We start from the raw sequence: 15,870 nt of genomic DNA, 5'->3' as shown, positions 1-15,870 counted from the left end.
TTACAAAAAAGAAACCCTTCATAACTGATAACATGAAGGGTTTCTTGCTTGGCGATTAAAAGAATGTATGTTCAATTTTAAAAAGACAACCAAAGAAAGTTGTCCGATCCATTGATAAAAGCAAAAAAGCGTGGTAAATTTATATAGATAGCCACTTGATATTAGTTTATGTGCCTATTTACCCCTATTATAATTATACACCCTAACCCCATCAAGAGTCAACCCCTAACCACTATTTTTTTTAAAAGGAGTGTTTGCTGTGAATTCGGAATTTCAACGGGAGCAAAAACGAGTGGACAGTGTAATGAATACGATTAAATTGCAAATCAGCAGGTTGGAGGGAGAAACTACCCAGCATCGAAATGAAGTCATTCACATCCGCAAACACTTTTGGGACGAAATCAAGGTGAATACGGATACCTTTGATGATTACCTTGAAACGATTATCGGCTTACGGCAAGAAGCCCAAGCCCTCGCCGTTAGCCAAAGCACCCACAGACATGCATCGAGGAGATTATCCGCGCTGCGCCGTATGGAGGAAATCCCCTACTTTGGCAGAATTGATTTCATCGAAGACGGCACATCAACTCAGGAGCAGATCTACATTGGAATCTCCACACTGACGGATAATAGTGGTGAAAATTTCCTTGTCTACGACTGGAGGGCACCTGTCTCTAGTGTTTACTACGACTACCAGCCAGGTCCCGCTAAGTATGCCACGCCCGGAGGAATTATCAATGGTGTATTGGAGAAAAAATGGCAATATCTTATCCGGGGCGGCGAGCTTCAATCCATGTTTGATACGAGTCTGACCATCGGAGATGAAATTTTACAGAAGGTGCTTGGCAAAGGTACTGGCAAATATATGCACAATATCGTCGCTACCATTCAACAGGAGCAAAACAGGATCATCCGCCATGATCGCGGGCGGCTGCTCATTGTACACGGTGCAGCCGGCAGCGGAAAGACATCGGCCGCCATGCAGCGGATTGCCTATTTGCTCTACAAATACCGGGATCGAATGAATGCCGATCAAATTATTCTTTTTTCACCTAATTCGATGTTCAATAGTTACGTATCCAATGTGTTGCCGGAACTTGGGGAAGAGAATATGCAGCAGGTAACATTCCAGGAATATTTAATCCATCGGCTTGGAAAAGATTTTCAAATTGAAAATCCTTACGAGCAACTGGAATATGTTTTAACTTCGGTAAATTCCCCTTCATACAGGCAAAGGATTGCTGGCATCCGTTTCAAGGCATCCATCCGCTTTTTTGAGGCAATCAAATCATATCGGGAGTCGCTAGGGCAAACCGGAATGTTATTCAAAGGATTTACCTTCAGAGGAAAGCCGATTGTTACATCTCAACAAATCGCAGAAAGGTTTTATAGCAGCGACACCTCACTTCGATTCCATAACCGGCTTGAAAAGTTGAAGGATTGGCTGATGAAGAAAATAGATGAAGCCGAAAAGTTCGAACGGTCTAAGCCATGGGTCCAAGAGGAAATTGAGTTGCTAAGCAACGAGGAGTACCATAAGGCTTACACCTACTTAGCGAAAAAACGAGGGTTTAAAGGCGAAGCGGTTATCAATTATGAAATGGAGTACGAAGGGCTTGCCCGATTGATCGTAAGCAGGAAATTAAAGCTGATTCGAAATCGAATTCGGGCTTTTCGTTTCATTGACATCAAGGGGATGTACAAACAACTATTTACCGACCCCTCTCAGATCAAACTGTGGCTGGAGGGGGAAGCACCCCCAGAGTGGGAGGATATTTGCCGATTGACACTGGAAGCGCTGGAAGACGGTAAATTATACTATGAAGACGCTACTCCGTATTTACTTTTAAAAGAGCTAATCCAAGGTTTTCAGACGAACAGCTCGATCAAACATATAGTCATTGACGAGGCACAGGATTATTCACCATTTCAATTCGAGTTTTTGAAGCGATTGTTCCCTTCGGCAAAGATGACTGTTCTTGGCGACTTTAATCAGGCTATATTCGCCCATGCCAGTGAAACGGTTGACTTCCACATGCTTACCAATCTTTACGGACCCGAAGAAACAGAAGTGATCAACTTGGCACGGAGCTACCGATCCACAAAACCCATTATCGAATTTACACGCAGACTCATCCCTGGCGGCGACCGGATTATCCCTTTTGAACGTGACGGTGAGCGGCCTGCCTTGACTCAATTGGCGAACCACGCCGAGCTGCACCGCTGCATTGCCACCAAGGTAGCTGAACTACGAGGATTCGGGATTAACAGCATAGCAATCATATGCAAATCTTCCGCGGAAAGTGCAAGTGCCTTTGAAGCTTTGGCTGGCATCGATGATATTAAACTCCTGAAAAGCAATTCAATTGAATACGAACAAGGAGTAGTGGTCATCCCATCCTATTTATCAAAAGGAATCGAATTTGATGCCGTCATCATTTATGATGCATCGCAGCAAACATATGGTGATGAGAGCCTACGGAGAATTTTCTACACCATTTGCACTAGGGCAATGCATTCTTTGCAGCTATATAGTGTGGGTGAACCCAGCTCATTTTTGAAAGGCGCTTTACGGGAAGGTTATATCAGAACATGAATAAAATTAGAGAAGGCAACTCCCAGTTTATTTGGGTAAGTTGCCTTCTTTTAAAATATATTTCGTTACGTATTAATTATGGCTAACGGCTAAACACGCAATAAAGCGCCATTAGGCTTTGGCAACTCTTGCTCGGTTATCTGATTCATTTTGCAAAAATGTTCAAAAAATTGTTGTGCCAGTTCTCGTTCCTTCGGGTCACTTTTCAGTGAAACGATATCAAGCAAAATTTGAGCCATCCACAAATTATCAAAATAACGGTATTTACCGGTATTCCATGTCATTCTGTGGGGCAATTTCTCATTTACGTAATAGTTCCAGAAAAGCATCTGTTCCGACTCTTTTTCAGTAAGTTGGAGTCTGTATGTTGAATGAGCGGGAATAAATCCATCTTCACAAAGCTTACCGATAAAGTTTTCATTCACCATATAGACACCTAAGATACGCCTGTCTTGTTCAGGCAGACTAGAATCTCTTGTTGTTAACAGGACAGCGCTATTTTGATGCAAGCGAATGGGTTTGTTTGGCTCCCCCTGGTTTTTACCACTTTTTAATACGCCTGAAAAAACCTTCCACTCTGAAAAAGAATTATTCTGTTCTTCTGTGTCACACCAAAAAACCATTTGTGATTCAGGATGAAGTTTATGATTTTTCATAAGTTTTTCATGTTCCCAGCGAAGCTCCAGTTTTTTTTGTTGTAGCTTTTTTTCCTCTTCCTTCTTCCATTCTTCCTCTTTTCGTTCGACTTCCATTTTTTGTATAACTTTTTCAAGTGAATTAGCTGCAACTTTATCATGCAGTTTTAGGTGCTTTTCAAATACATCGGGGAAAACAAAGTTTTTATTTTCCGATGCGAAATTTATGACAATACGTGAATCATTATGTTTCACTATACTACCCATGCCAAACCGCTTGTGTGTAACTTTCTTATTGATTAGATTCAATATTCTAGTCCTCCTTGTAAATAAAAACTCGACTACTACTAGTTAGTAAATTGATAATTTTATTCACCTAAATTCCTTTAAAGCTCACACAATTGTTTGATTTTTTTCTTCGTTTTAAAAAAAGATATTAAAAAAACCGTATCCATAATTCTATCTGCAAAAAGTACAGCTGAATTCAGAATACGATTAAAAAACAATTGTAAGACTATTGTAACATTTATTCGAAAATAACACAAATTTATTGTTGACAACATGTTTTGTTGTAAGGTAAAATGAAAATTTTATTCTATTTACACTTTTGAAATAACTTCATCAATTATCCATTCTCAGTTTACCAATCCTAAAATAAATAAGAGGCAAGAGTGTATAGCTCTTGCCTCATTTACTATCTTAATATCATCTGCGAGACGCACTCCACATGCGCCGTCTGCGGGAACATGTCGACCGGTTGAATGTACTCAACTTTGAATTCCTTGCTTAATGTCTGGATATCCCTCGCGAGTGTTGATGGGTTGCAGGACACATATACAATCTTTTTTGGTTTTACCTTTAACAGTGTATCAAGCAGCTTGCCGTCGAGGCCTGTCCGCGGCGGGTCGACGATGACAACGTCGGGCCACCAGCCTTCTTTCGTCCATTTCGGCAGCCATTCTTCCGCCTTGCCCGTTACATAATTTGCATGCTTAATGCCATGGCGGGCGGCGTTTTTCTTTGCGTCTTCAATCGATTCTGGGATGATGTCCATTCCCCTGATTTCTCCTGCCTGGCGAGCGACCCAAAGGCCGATCGTTCCAACTCCGCAGTACGCGTCGACGACTTTTTCCACACCGCTGAGCTCGGACGCCTTTTTTACCTCATCGTACAACTTTACTGTCTGGACGGGATTCAATTGGAAGAACGTCCTGGCGGAAAGCTCAAATTGCAAATCGCCTAGTGTTTCCTGGATGAAATCACTTCCGGCCAAGGTAGCGGTTTCTTTTCCAAAAATGAGGGAAGTCCGTTCTCCGTTAATGTTTTGAACAATTGATTTAACACCGGGCAGTCTTTTTTTAATTTCTTCTATTAATAGTTCCTTTTTAGGAATGTCTTTTTGCGTTGTAATCAGGACTACCTGGAGTTCCTCGGACTGGATGCCGACACGGGTGACGATCGTCCTGACGATTCCTTTCCGGGATTTCTCATTATAAATTGGAATGTGTAGATCCTGGAGAATTTGACGTACCTTTAATGTTGCATCAGTCGTAGCGGAATGCTGGACGGCGCATTGCTCGATGTTAATGAGCTTATGTGAGTTAAGTCCGTATAATCCAGCGAGAACCTTACCTTTTTCAACGCCAACCTGGAAGCTGCTTTTGTTCCTGTACGCCCAAGGGTCTTCCATGCCAATCATCGGGCGGACGTCGATTTCATTTAAGTTCAGCTTTGTATGGCGTTCGAGTGACTGCAGGACGATGTCGCGCTTTTCGACAAGCTGCCGTTCATACTTGAGATGCTGGAGCTGGCAGCCTCCGCACTGTTCAAAAACAGGACATGGCGGAGCCACCCGGTAAGGCGATTTTTTACGGATTTTTTTGATCCGGGCTTCAGCGAACTTCGGATTGATTTTGGTTGCTTCAACAACGACTTCCTCACCAGGAAGCGCGCCGGGGACAAAGACCACCTGCCTTTTGAAATAGCCGACGCCTTCCCCATTGATGCCGAGCCTTTTAATTGTTAACGGGAAGGTTTGCTTTGGTTCTATTTTAATTGCCTGATCTTTTTTCATGATGGTCAACTCCGTTTACTATCCCTCTTTAAAAAGAAGCGCGTACTTTACTCAATGCTTCTCCAAAGGTAGAGAGATGCGTAGCTTAGATATGGTTCCCAGCCGGTTTTGTAGCGTTCCATTTCTTCTAGGGTTGGTTTGCGTTCAAGCTGGTATAGTTTTTTCAGTGCGTTTTGGATGCCGATGTCTGCCATTGGAAACAGGTTTTGGCGGCCGAGCCCGAATAGCAGGAAATTCTGGATTGTCCATGCGCCGATGCCGCGTATTTTGATAAGCTTGTCAAAAATAACCTGCTCTTCCTCATGCTTCAATGCCTCTATATCCAGACCGCCCTCGGCGACAGCCTTGCCAATGTCGATGCAATATTCGGCTTTCCGGCCGCTGAATTGGAGTTCCCTAAGTTCTTCGACTGTCAGCGCGGAAACGGTTTCGGGATCCGGATAGAACCAGGCACCGTCTTTTTCGTAGCCGAATTTTTTCACAAAACGTTCAGTCAACTTTATGGCGAATGCCATATTCAGCTGTTGATGGATGATGCATTTCAGCAGACAGCCGAACGGGTCAAAGTCGAGAATCAGGGGGGTGCCAATATGCTCCTCAAAAATTTCGTTGAGGTCAGTTTTACCAAAATACTCGTGAATATCCTTTAACGGCACTTCCCATTGGAAAACCTCTGCGATACGCTTGATAATAAGCTCTTTATCGCCGTTTTCCGCCTCAATGATGAAGCTTGGCTGATCGGTCGTGCCAGTTGCGGTGACGATTGCAGTGTAAGCTTCGCCGCCAAGTTTGATTGGTACCGTGATTGTCCTTTTTTCAAGGTTGAGGGCATTGAGCGGGTCCATCGATAACCGGTCAAGGACCCTGTCAAAATTATACGGGCCTTCTATTTGAATTGATTCCTGCCACACATTCGTTTCCCCTTTGTCCATTTTCCCTGATTATAGCATGATTTCCTGGGATGGCCTAAAACACTGTGAACAACTAAAAAAGATGCTGGTCAAGTGTAATATGTTTGACCAGCATCCAATCATTTATTTAGGCGAAAAAGCTACTTCGTCCCATCTATCACCAAGTTGGCCCGCTCGTGCGGTTTATGCGCTTCTATATACATCTGTTCCGCAACCATCCAGTTGTTTACCCACATGTCCCTGGCCCCTTCTCCATCCCGTTCAAGTCCTCTTTGCAGCCTGATATCGTACGGGCATTCCACGAAGATCGTGAAATCGTAGTAATCCGCCAGCTCATGCCGGGTCGATGATATTCCTTCGATAATGACAATTCCGCCAATGGGAACACAATGCCATTCAGCAAGCTGATCACTGTTCCAATCGTAACGCTGATAGTTACCTTCTTGATCCTTGCTCAACGGCAGCAGCACCTGATTTAATACCCTTTGCCAGTCAAAATCCGCGCCAACCGGCTTATCCTGTGGCAGTCCTTTTATGATTTGGCTCGATGGAAAATAAAAATCGTCCATATGGACAATAGTGGCATCTTTCCTTGCTTCCTTCAGTTTTCTGGCCAAAGTGCTTTTCCCTGAGCCCCCGCATCCATCAACCCCGATAATCAAGGTTTTTTGTTTTCTCGGAAGTGTATCAATCGCCCTAACTAATTGTTCAAACGTCTCTATTTGCATTTCGATAGCCGCCCCCTTCTCCACCAAATTATTTCCCTTCACATCCACACCGATAGACCCAATGGTTTTATTCCCAACGGAAAGGTTCCAAACGCCAAATTCCAGGTTTGGGTAATGACATATTTGAAGGCCTTGAGCTATCAGAACCTCTAACCCCTTTTGGGCCGTAGTCCAACTTCCCCATAATTCCATACTTTTTTCTCATTCGCTGTGCCGGTATTTTCATCCTTCTCATTCATAATAATTATCTATAACTTTGACTTGGCTTCTCTCCAGTTTCACCAAAATTCGTTTTTCGTTTCTTCTAAGTTCAGAGTCATAAGGAATAACAATTTGCCTGTTGTCCGACATGATAAATACATAGTTATCCAAATACCTGGCGTTGTTCGTTGGCCTATTGGCATATACTTGTTTTACTTCTTTCATACTTGCCCAATCATAAGTCGTTGTTTGATTAAACGTACTTAGGCCATTGTAATGAAGGCCATTTTCGTCAAAAAAGTAGTAGTGTTCAGACCCGAACATAAACATGGGGATACTAATAGAGAAAAGCGCTAACACAATCCACTTCATAAATTTTACATGGTATTTGTATTGAATGAAGACATATAGAAACATGACAATCGAAACCCAAAACATTCCCGCCATGAAAGTTACATAACCTTGGCCAGGCGCAATAAATAACCACTGCTGGGGACTTTTGAACAGATAGCTGTGAATCATAGAAACAATAATAAAGGGCATAAAAGAACTGCAAACAAATAAAATAATCGCCCAAACAACCGTCAGCATCGGACTTTTCTCGGTTTTTAGCATTACCTCTCTCATTCGTTACCTCCATTAGTTTTTGCTAAGCAGCTTAAGATAGGTTTATATTACCAATTATACCATTTGGTTAACAACAAACCGACAGGAATCAAAAAAGAACTGCATCGCTGCAGTTCTTTCGACTACTTTGCTTTTTGCTGTTTTGCCAAATGGTCGAGGCTTTTGAATTTGTAGCCTTTTGCCTTTAGGTCGACGATCACTTTTTCAAGGGCGTCGGCATTGTCCTTAGAAACAGAATGGAGCAGGATGACGGCTCCCGGGTGGATTTGCCGCATGATGTTGTCATACGAATATTGCCAGCCTCTTTGCTGGTTCACATTCCAGTCGACAAATGCGAGTGACCAGAATACGTGTGTATAACCGGCTTCCTTGCTTACAGCCATGGATCTGTCACTGAACGTTCCGCGAGGCGGCCGGACATAGGCCATTTTCTTTTTCCCAGTCAGCTCTTGATAGGCTGCCCGGACCCGCTCAAGCTCTTCTTTGATTTGTGCGTCAGGTATCCTTGTAAAATCAGGGTGGCCCCAAGAATGGTTCCCTACGATATGCCCTTCCCTTACCATTCGTTCCACATATTCCGGCGCGCTCTCAATGTAGTGGCCGGTTACGAAAAATGCCGCTGGGACTTTCTCTTTTTTCAGGACATCGAGAACCTTTTCCGTATAGCCGTTTTCATAGCCATTGTCGAAAGTCAGGTAAACGATTTTCTCGTCATCGCTACCCTTGTAAAATGCTCCGTTCTTTTCGAGGAGTGCTTCATATTGCCATCCTGCATCAGCCTGCTGTTCGTTTTGCCCGCGTTTAAACCCCCAACCAAACGGTGCAGATGAGGTTTGGCCGTGAGTCTTTTTTGGAATAAAAGCGAGGATAATGCAAACAGCAATCAAAATCATATACAATTTTCTCATTTTGAGGATTCCTCCAAACCCAATTTTCTTTAGTGTTTGGAATCCATGTCGATAATACTGCTGGCAATATTTACACTATGGAGAATTGTGTTGCACCACTTGAATTTCCCGGGAAATTCCGGCAATTTCTGTTGGCTGGACAAAAAAACGACAGCCTCCTTACGAAAGGCTGTCGTTTTATCAGAATATTCTTATTTAAACACCGGCTCCTTAAACTGTGCCAGCTTTTCGAGAGAGGATTTATCGACATCTGCGTGAAGGCTATTCCCGTGCGAATCCATCGTGACAACAGCGGTAAATCCTTCAACTTTGAGATGCCACATTGCTTCCGGAATGCCGAACTGCATCAGATCGACTCCTTCGACAGATTTAATGCAATCCGCGTAATACTGTGCCGCTCCTCCGATTGCGTTCAAATAAACCCCGCCATGCTCCTGAAGCGCTGCAAGTGTTTTCGGCCCCATTCCGCCTTTTCCAATAACGGCGCGGATGCCGAACTTCTTCATGATATCACCCTGATAAGGCTCTTCGCGGATACTTGTTGTCGGGCCGGCAGCCTTTACATGCCATTTTCCTTCTTCATCCTTCAGCATAACCGGGCCGCAGTGGTAAATGACCTGTCCGTTCAGGTCGACTGGGGAATCGTTTGTCGACAAGTATTTATGGATTGCGTCACGGCCTGTATACATCATTCCATTAATTTGGACAACATCGCCAACCTTCAGGCTGCGGATTTGTTCTTCGGTGATGGGTGCCTGCAGCGTGATAACTCCTTCAGATGCCGCGGCAGTTTCCTGTGCTGCGAGCGTTTGATCCTGCTTGAAGTCGATCATTTCACCTTCCTGGTACATCCAATCCATGATTTCTCCAGTTTCAGGATGGACATTGACTCCAAGACGGCGGAACGCCCAGCAGTTGTAGGCAACCGATACAAAGAAGCTTGCTGGAATCCGGTTCATGACGCCAATTTTACAGCCAAGAAGGGTTGTTTCCCCACCAAAGCCCATAGTACCGATGCCAAGCTTGTTGGCATTTTCCATAATGTATTCCTCTAGCTTGCGTAGGTCTTCATTCGGGTTCACGTCATCATTGGAACGGAAAAGCTGTTCTTTGGCAAGGTCATAGCCTGAAGAACGGTCGCCGCCGATGCCAACGCCGATAAATCCTGCGCTGCATCCCTGTCCCTGCGCCTGATAGACGGAATGCATAATGCATTTGCGGATTCCGTCAAGGTCCCGGCCCGCGCGGCCAAGCCCTTCAAGCTCACAAGGAAGGCTGTATTGGATATTTTTATTTTCACAACCCCCGCCTTTTAAAATAAGGCGGACATCGATATAGTCTTTTTCCCATTGCTCAAACTTGATGACAGGAGTTCCCCCGCCAAGGTTGTCGCCGCTGTTTTCACCTGTCAGCGAGTCGACGGAGTTCGGGCGGAGCTTTCCATCCTTTGTCGCCAAAGCAATCGCTTGTTGGATGGCGGCTTTCATTTGAATTTGGTTCGCGCCAACCGGGGTCTTGATTTTGAACGTCGGCAGCCCGGTATCCTGGCAAATCGGCGAAACCTGTTCATCGGCCATTTTAATATTGTTCGTAATTGTCGCAAGGCTCATTGCCGAACGCGTGCCGGCATTTTCGCGCTCTGCCGCGGCCTTGATTGCCCGGCGGACATCTTTCGGCAGCTTTGTAGACGTTTCCACAATCAGTTTGTACATACTTTCCTGAAACTTTTCTATGTTCACTGTCTTCTCCCCCTTGTATGAAACAGCAGTTATAGTATGAAAAGTGCAAACATTCCCATTCTCGTCCATTATACCTCGAATGCAAAAGGGATTACAGTATGTTTGATTCTTAAATTTATGTGTCCATTTAAAAAACCCTGCTCATAGCAGGGTCTAGATGTCGCGATTATTGAATTCGCGTACTTTGGATTCGATTTCGTCGATGATTTCGAGCAAGCGGTCAATGTCGTCAACGTCCGCGTCTTCAGGTTCAATCGCCTCAAGCAGTTCCATGAACATGTTCAGGCGCTGTTTCAGGAATGTTACTTGTGTATCTTTGTCGGTAATGTCTTTGCCCAAGTGGTTCGCTCCTTTCGTCTCGTTTACCATCCTATCCGAAAACGGACTGTTTTTCTAGTCCTATTATTCCTCACCAGACAAAAAATCAATCCCGATTGCGGTTCCCTCCCGGCTTGAATCGGCCGCTCCGAACATCATTCCCGTTTCCTGGTCGAACTGGATCGCCTGGACGTTTCCAATCACATGCGGCTCATCGCCAAACTCGAAATTCATCGATTCAAGCTTTCCTTTGGCCAGCATATCGATTCCCTCTTCCCAAGATAGCAACATGCCCGGGGTAGAGAAGATTCGCGGTTCTTCAATTGCGGCCTTCAAATCCATGCCAAAATCAATGAAATTCACGATTGTCTGAAAAACTGATGCGATAATCGTCGGCCCGCCCGGTGAGCCTAGGGTCAGGGCTGGCTTGCCATCCTTGAACAAAATAGTCGGGCATTTGCAGCTGACCGGCCGTTTCCCCGGCCCTGGTTCGTTTACCCCTCCGGGAATCGCATCAAAATCAGTCAATTCATTGTTCAGGAAAAATCCATAGCCCGGAACCATGATGCCTGTCCCAAATGGATGTTCTACCGTCGATGTACATGCGACAATATTTCCCCATTGGTCGACGACGGTAAAGTGGGTCGTTTCACTTTTTCCTTCGTCATTCGGCTGTCTCACAACCGGACGGCCTTGTCCCTTTTGATACTTCCATGGGTTACCGAAATCGATTTCCGGATTTCTGAATTCAAAATTGATGTATTTTAACCGATCCGCGAGATAACGCTCATCCGCCATCCCTTTCAATGGGATTTCATTGAAGCGCGGGTCGGCAATGTAGGCAATTTTATCAGAAAAAGCAAGCCGCATCGCTTCTGCGAATAAATAATACTTTTCCCACGAACGCGGACCATATGAAGCGAGATCAAACTTCTCAAGCAGCTTCAGGATATAAAGGAGGCTTGGCCCTCCTGCGGTCGGCGGGCTTGCGGCTGCAATTTCGTACCCCCTGTAAGAGCCCCGCGTTGGTTCATCGATGGTGTGCTTGTACTCTTTCAAGTCTTCCAACGTCATGAATCCGCCAAGGCTTTGAAGTGTTTCGACAATGGCTTCGGCAATTTCTCCTTTGTAAAAAGTGTCAACGCCCTCTTCTTGCAATATACGGAATGTTTTTGCAAGGTGCGGCTTTTTCAGGGTATGGCCCTCCTCGAACTTCCCTTCTTCTGACAAATAAACCTTCTTCGCTTCATCACCTAGCCTGTAACCGAACTGATCAAGCGAATTCATGAATACCCAATTAAGGGGGATGCCGTCTTCACACGCCTGCACGGCAGGCTCGATAAGCTCGGCAAGGGGCTTGCTCCCATATTCTTTTAGCGCGGCATCCATTGCCTTAAGGATTCCCGGTATCCCGACTGCGGTTGCGTGTGTCGACCGCTCCCTGAAAGGGATGACCTCGCCGTTTTCATCCAGGAACATTTCCGGGTGGGCTGCCGCCGGGGCTTCCGAGTGTCCGTCAAAAATTTTGATGTCACCGGTTTCCTTATGGTAGACCATGAAGAAACCAGAACCGCCAATGCCTGTCATCATCGGCTCGCCGACATTCAGGGCAAACTGGATGGCCACCGCGGCATCGATGGCGTTTCCTCCCTCTTCTAGCACCTTCGCACCGATTTCGGTCGCAAGTGGATGGGCGGTTGCCACCATCCCGTATTTTCCTGTTGCTGTTTCTCTTTCTATCGAGCATCTATCTGAACGCGCCAAATGCTGCCTCTCCTCTCTCTGTCCAATGTCTTATACCAAGTAAGTACCCGTATGGCTTTTCTGCAAAACTGGACGTCAATGGCAAATGGACAGAAGTCGGCCTACTTAAGGAGCTGCTTTACAATAGCTTGTTTCAGGTATCCGAAAATTCCATTCAGTAATTTTCCGGTAAAAAAAGAACAGCCCTTCGGCTGCCTAGAATTCATCCTATATCGGTTTGAATTGTTGATTTAACTTTTTTAAGGGATTTTATAAAACCGTGCTCATCCCTGGGAGATACATAAACCTGACCATATTTGCCAAATCGTATCTCCAGCCGCTTAATGGAAAGAGCATACGATGCGAGCAGACTATTGCTCCGCTTAACCTTCACGATTTCCTTGATTGGAATACTCCTTCTGAAGGGTCCGCTTCTAACAATTAGCATGTCACCCTCGACCTTATAGCCTGTCGAAAACCAAAGCCAAAGCAAAAATCCGGCAATGGGGACAGTCGTGATAGGCGAACCATTTCCTTTTGAAAACAGTGGTATTAAGCATACGAGGATAGATAACCAAATAACGAGGGTAAGCCAAACATCTTTTTTTGATGGAAAATACACGAATAAATCCCCCTACTTGTCCTTTTTATTCAAACTTACCCTTTACAACCATTTTGTTCAACAGGTATTTATTCTCTAGCTACACTTTGGACAACATTATTTCGGGTATGTACATTCCCTCTTCCTGCTCCTTTTTCACATCCATTAAGCATTTTATTAATCTTTCTGGCTCATCCACCGAGATGTACACTTTTTGCGTCATGTTTTGTTGCTAGGCGAGCTAATAAAGGATAAGAAACGAAATGAACCAGCGGGGTTTTCCCGCTGGTTCATTTATTCGTCAGGATTTATTAATATGTTTCATCCTTGTCGTGGTTCGGTGACTCTTGTCCGCCTGTTGTGTGACGGCCCTTGTCATTTGAATAGCCGAGTCCGCCTGATTTTTCCGATTCGAATGAATCGTCACTTGCGGACATATCCACCGATCCGGAGGACACGGAAGAGTTGCCCAATCCGTCTAAACCGGTGCCATCACTGGTTTCCATATCGGTTCCAAGCCCTGCCGATCCTGTCAATGAGCCAGACGCCTTGCCAAGGTAAGTTCCCGAATTCATCGAGTTGTCGGATTGGGATGAGGATGTTTCCGACCCCGTTGGCGCGGCGGCCTTCAATTCTGAGCCTGCTTCCGCTACCTTGGAGCCGATTTCCTTTACCTCGCCTTTAAAGCCCATAACCGTGCCAAGCGCATCCTTTGAAATATCCTTCACTTCGGACACTTTCCCGAACAGGTCGTTGTTCAAGCGATCGTACAGCTTCTGTGCGTCCGCGATCGCTTCTTTCAGCACGTTGGATGCCTGTTGGAACTGTGAAACCATCTGATCCTTTACTTCAGTGGGGTTTTGCTTTACTTCCGTGAACATGTTCTTAGACGTATTTTTCAGGTCCACAGCGGTTTCCTTCAGGCTGTTGCGCGTCGAAGAATCAAGAAGTGTCAATATTCCCCCAATTACGCCGCCGATTACGATCCCTTTCAGCAATTTGCTATTCTTTTCACTTTCAGAGTAGCCATAGTTCTGGTTGTTTTGGTTTTCGTACTCGTTCATTGCCAAATTCCTCCTTACATCATTTTAAAGTAAAGTTTAGCCTGTTTGTGTATTTCCCGGTCGGGGGCTTGCCTAAACAAAGAAAAGGAGGATTTCCATGATGTTCAATAATTGGTTACAAGGACATTTACGATGAAATCTAGTCCCCGTCTGGAATAAACAGTCCCATGCAAAAAGGCCATCCCGGTTTGACCGGAAATAGCCCCTTTAATAGTGAAACTTTTTTACCTTGGGCGTTCGCTTGCCGCGAAGCTGAAGGATACATAATCCTGTATCGGAATCCAGGCGCCGATTCCCTGGGAGGTGACATTTTTAATGACGAGTGTTTTTTTGTTGCCCTTTAGTACCAGGTACACTTCGCCATAGGTGATTTTTCCCTTTTCGTTAATGGCCGGGGCATATGCATATAAATAGCCGAGCCGCTTCCTTGGGATGTTGTAAATCTGGTCCTTCTTTGTCCCGAGGCCAATGACGGTTTCAAAAGCGAGTGGCAAGTTTGTTTTGCCGGCAGCTTTGATTAGCATCATTTTCTTCACTTCATCGGCGTTCGGGATTTTCGCCGTCAGGCCGCCTTTGATGACCTTCTGTGCTTCCTGTACGTAATGGATTTGGTATGGCTTCTCTCCGCCCCGATTGTCGTAGTAATTCGTGTTGATCCTCTGGTATTCCCAATTCGGCGACGTTTCCGCCGATTCATAATTGAGCGGCCACTGCCCAAGATAGATGATGGCTTTGTATCCCAGGGCAAACGGGGTGGTACTGATCGATGTCTCGTTCAGCATCCGGATTAAATTCGGGTTTTCTATTTTGATCCTGGATGACTTGATTAGCTTTTTCGCAAGGTCGCTTGGCTGGAGTAGAGGCTCGTCCTGGTTCGGGTTCGGGTAGGTGTTTTCTTTCGTAATATTCATAACCCCTTCAGGTATCAGCTTTTTCTGTGTCGGCGCCTTTTCAGCAGAAGCCGGCGAAGTGAGTGAGGCCATTAATGTAATCATGATAAAAACGACAAGTTTTTTTCCCACAAAAAAGAACTCCTTTCACAAAGGTGCATGTGTTTGCACTTATTGTTTTCGGAGTTCGGCGATATTATCCAATTTCCTGGCGTTTTTCGGCAGAAGCAAGCAGCTTTTTGTACAATTTTTCAAGAGGCGGGAAGAAAAGCTGGATGACCGGGCCAATCGCGAACGTGATAATCAATGTCCCAAGCCCGATTGGCCCTTTGAAAACCAGCGCGAGGATCAGGGCGATCAGCTCCCCAATTGTCTTTGCTGTCATGATGCTGACGTTCAGCCGTTTTTTGATTCCCATCATTAAGGAATCGATTGGGTTAAGCGGAAATTTTGGCTGCAAGTAAATAGCCGCTCCGATACCAATAACAACGATTCCTGCAAGAAACATGGAAAGCTGGCCGTAAAGCCCTGAAGGTTCCCAACCTTTAAAGAAGAGGGACATCCATAGATCAATTAGTGAGCCTATTGCGAAAATGATACCTATTGCCAGGAATTCTGGCCTGCTTTTATGAAGGAATGCATTCACAACAATCAGGATGGCCCCGACTATCATGACCCAGCGCCCAATTGAAAGGCCGAACGTTTCAGTTAACGCAACGTTCAGCGCATCCCAAGCACCCGCCCCGAAGTCAGCGACAATCGTCATGCAAATGCCGATTGTTAAAATCATCAACCCTATGAGAAAAAATAAAAAACGATAGACTAACGACATTTT

At 45.1% G+C, this 15,870-nt stretch carries 14 protein-coding genes; 1 reads left to right on the top strand and 13 read right to left on the bottom strand.

Annotated elements, in window-relative coordinates:
* The first annotated feature begins 259 nt into the window (after window positions 1-259).
* Window positions 260-2,596 (top strand): RNA polymerase recycling motor HelD, encoded by a 2,337-nt coding sequence (gene helD / locus V1499_RS02990; protein WP_409273680.1) that lies wholly within the window; start codon window positions 260-262, stop codon window positions 2,594-2,596.
* A gap of 89 nt (window positions 2,597-2,685) precedes the next feature.
* Here the strand turns inward: helD and V1499_RS02985 are convergent, their stop codons facing one another.
* The 13 genes from V1499_RS02985 to V1499_RS02925 all read right to left on the bottom strand — a co-directional run bounded on the left by V1499_RS02985 (window position 2,686) and on the right by V1499_RS02925 (window position 15,867).
* Complete coding sequence (locus V1499_RS02985) at window positions 2,686-3,540, bottom strand: malate synthase (RefSeq protein WP_409273678.1); 855 nt, start codon at window positions 3,538-3,540, stop codon at window positions 2,686-2,688.
* Between the two features lie 385 nt (window positions 3,541-3,925).
* A complete protein-coding gene (gene rlmD / locus V1499_RS02980; RefSeq protein WP_409273676.1) occupies window positions 3,926-5,305 on the bottom strand; it encodes a 23S rRNA (uracil(1939)-C(5))-methyltransferase RlmD in 1,380 nt (459 codons plus the stop codon).
* Between the two features lie 47 nt (window positions 5,306-5,352).
* Entirely contained in the window at window positions 5,353-6,216 is an 864-nt protein-coding gene (locus V1499_RS02975) for a DNA-3-methyladenine glycosylase family protein (RefSeq protein WP_409273674.1), read from the bottom strand.
* Between the two features lie 140 nt (window positions 6,217-6,356).
* Complete coding sequence (locus V1499_RS02970) at window positions 6,357-6,944, bottom strand: uridine kinase (RefSeq protein WP_409273672.1); 588 nt, start codon at window positions 6,942-6,944, stop codon at window positions 6,357-6,359.
* A gap of 231 nt (window positions 6,945-7,175) precedes the next feature.
* A complete protein-coding gene (locus V1499_RS02965) occupies window positions 7,176-7,772 on the bottom strand; it encodes a hypothetical protein (RefSeq protein ID WP_409273670.1) in 597 nt (198 codons plus the stop codon).
* Between the two features lie 122 nt (window positions 7,773-7,894).
* Window positions 7,895-8,680 carry a delta-lactam-biosynthetic de-N-acetylase gene (gene pdaA, locus V1499_RS02960; RefSeq protein ID WP_409273668.1) on the bottom strand — a complete coding sequence of 262 codons (786 nt, stop codon included), beginning with the start codon at window positions 8,678-8,680 and terminating at the stop codon, window positions 7,895-7,897.
* A 191-nt stretch (window positions 8,681-8,871) separates the two neighbouring features.
* Window positions 8,872-10,419: a fumarate hydratase gene (locus V1499_RS02955; protein WP_409273666.1), complete on the bottom strand. Its 1,548-nt coding sequence runs from the start codon at window positions 10,417-10,419 to the stop codon at window positions 8,872-8,874.
* 153 nt (window positions 10,420-10,572) lie between these two features.
* Window positions 10,573-10,758 carry an SE1561 family protein gene (locus V1499_RS02950; protein WP_316570133.1) on the bottom strand — a complete coding sequence of 62 codons (186 nt, stop codon included), beginning with the start codon at window positions 10,756-10,758 and terminating at the stop codon, window positions 10,573-10,575.
* A gap of 63 nt (window positions 10,759-10,821) precedes the next feature.
* Window positions 10,822-12,501: a gamma-glutamyltransferase gene (gene ggt / locus V1499_RS02945; RefSeq protein ID WP_409273664.1), complete on the bottom strand. Its 1,680-nt coding sequence runs from the start codon at window positions 12,499-12,501 to the stop codon at window positions 10,822-10,824.
* Between the two features lie 202 nt (window positions 12,502-12,703).
* On the bottom strand, window positions 12,704-13,102 hold the full coding sequence (locus tag V1499_RS02940; protein ID WP_409273662.1) for a PH domain-containing protein: 399 nt from the start codon (window positions 13,100-13,102) through the stop codon (window positions 12,704-12,706).
* A 290-nt stretch (window positions 13,103-13,392) separates the two neighbouring features.
* Window positions 13,393-14,145, bottom strand: coding sequence for a hypothetical protein (locus V1499_RS02935; RefSeq protein ID WP_409273660.1), 753 nt, complete (start codon window positions 14,143-14,145; stop codon window positions 13,393-13,395).
* Between the two features lie 224 nt (window positions 14,146-14,369).
* On the bottom strand, window positions 14,370-15,128 hold the full coding sequence (locus V1499_RS02930; protein ID WP_409276212.1) for a YfkD family protein: 759 nt from the start codon (window positions 15,126-15,128) through the stop codon (window positions 14,370-14,372).
* Window positions 15,129-15,231: 103 nt separating this feature from the next.
* A complete protein-coding gene (locus V1499_RS02925; protein ID WP_409273659.1) occupies window positions 15,232-15,867 on the bottom strand; it encodes a YczE/YyaS/YitT family protein in 636 nt (211 codons plus the stop codon).
* Between the last annotated feature and the right edge of the window lie 3 nt (window positions 15,868-15,870).

It is taken from the genome of Neobacillus oceani (genome assembly GCF_046237595.1).
GTDB classification, from domain to species: Bacteria; Bacillota; Bacilli; order Bacillales; family Cytobacillaceae; genus Bacillus_D; species Bacillus_D oceani.
Note: the sequence above shows the minus strand (reverse complement) of the source record. Positions and strands in the feature narration are given on the sequence as shown.

Bases quoted from the DNA above. Each gene is read 5' to 3' on its own strand.
- rlmD (WP_409273676.1), bottom strand. From the start codon at position 5,305: ATGAAAAAAGATCAGGCAATTAAAATAGAACCAAAGCAAACCTTCCCG.
- V1499_RS02970 (WP_409273672.1), bottom strand. From the start codon at position 6,944: ATGCAAATAGAGACGTTTGAACAATTAGTTAGGGCGATTGATACACTT.
- V1499_RS02965 (WP_409273670.1), bottom strand. From the start codon at position 7,772: ATGAGAGAGGTAATGCTAAAAACCGAGAAAAGTCCGATGCTGACGGTT.
- pdaA (WP_409273668.1), bottom strand. From the start codon at position 8,680: ATGAGAAAATTGTATATGATTTTGATTGCTGTTTGCATTATCCTCGCT.
- V1499_RS02935 (WP_409273660.1), bottom strand. From the start codon at position 14,145: ATGAACGAGTACGAAAACCAAAACAACCAGAACTATGGCTACTCTGAA.
- V1499_RS02930 (WP_409276212.1), bottom strand. From the start codon at position 15,128: ATGGCCTCACTCACTTCGCCGGCTTCTGCTGAAAAGGCGCCGACACAG.
- V1499_RS02925 (WP_409273659.1), bottom strand. From the start codon at position 15,867: ATGTCGTTAGTCTATCGTTTTTTATTTTTTCTCATAGGGTTGATGATT.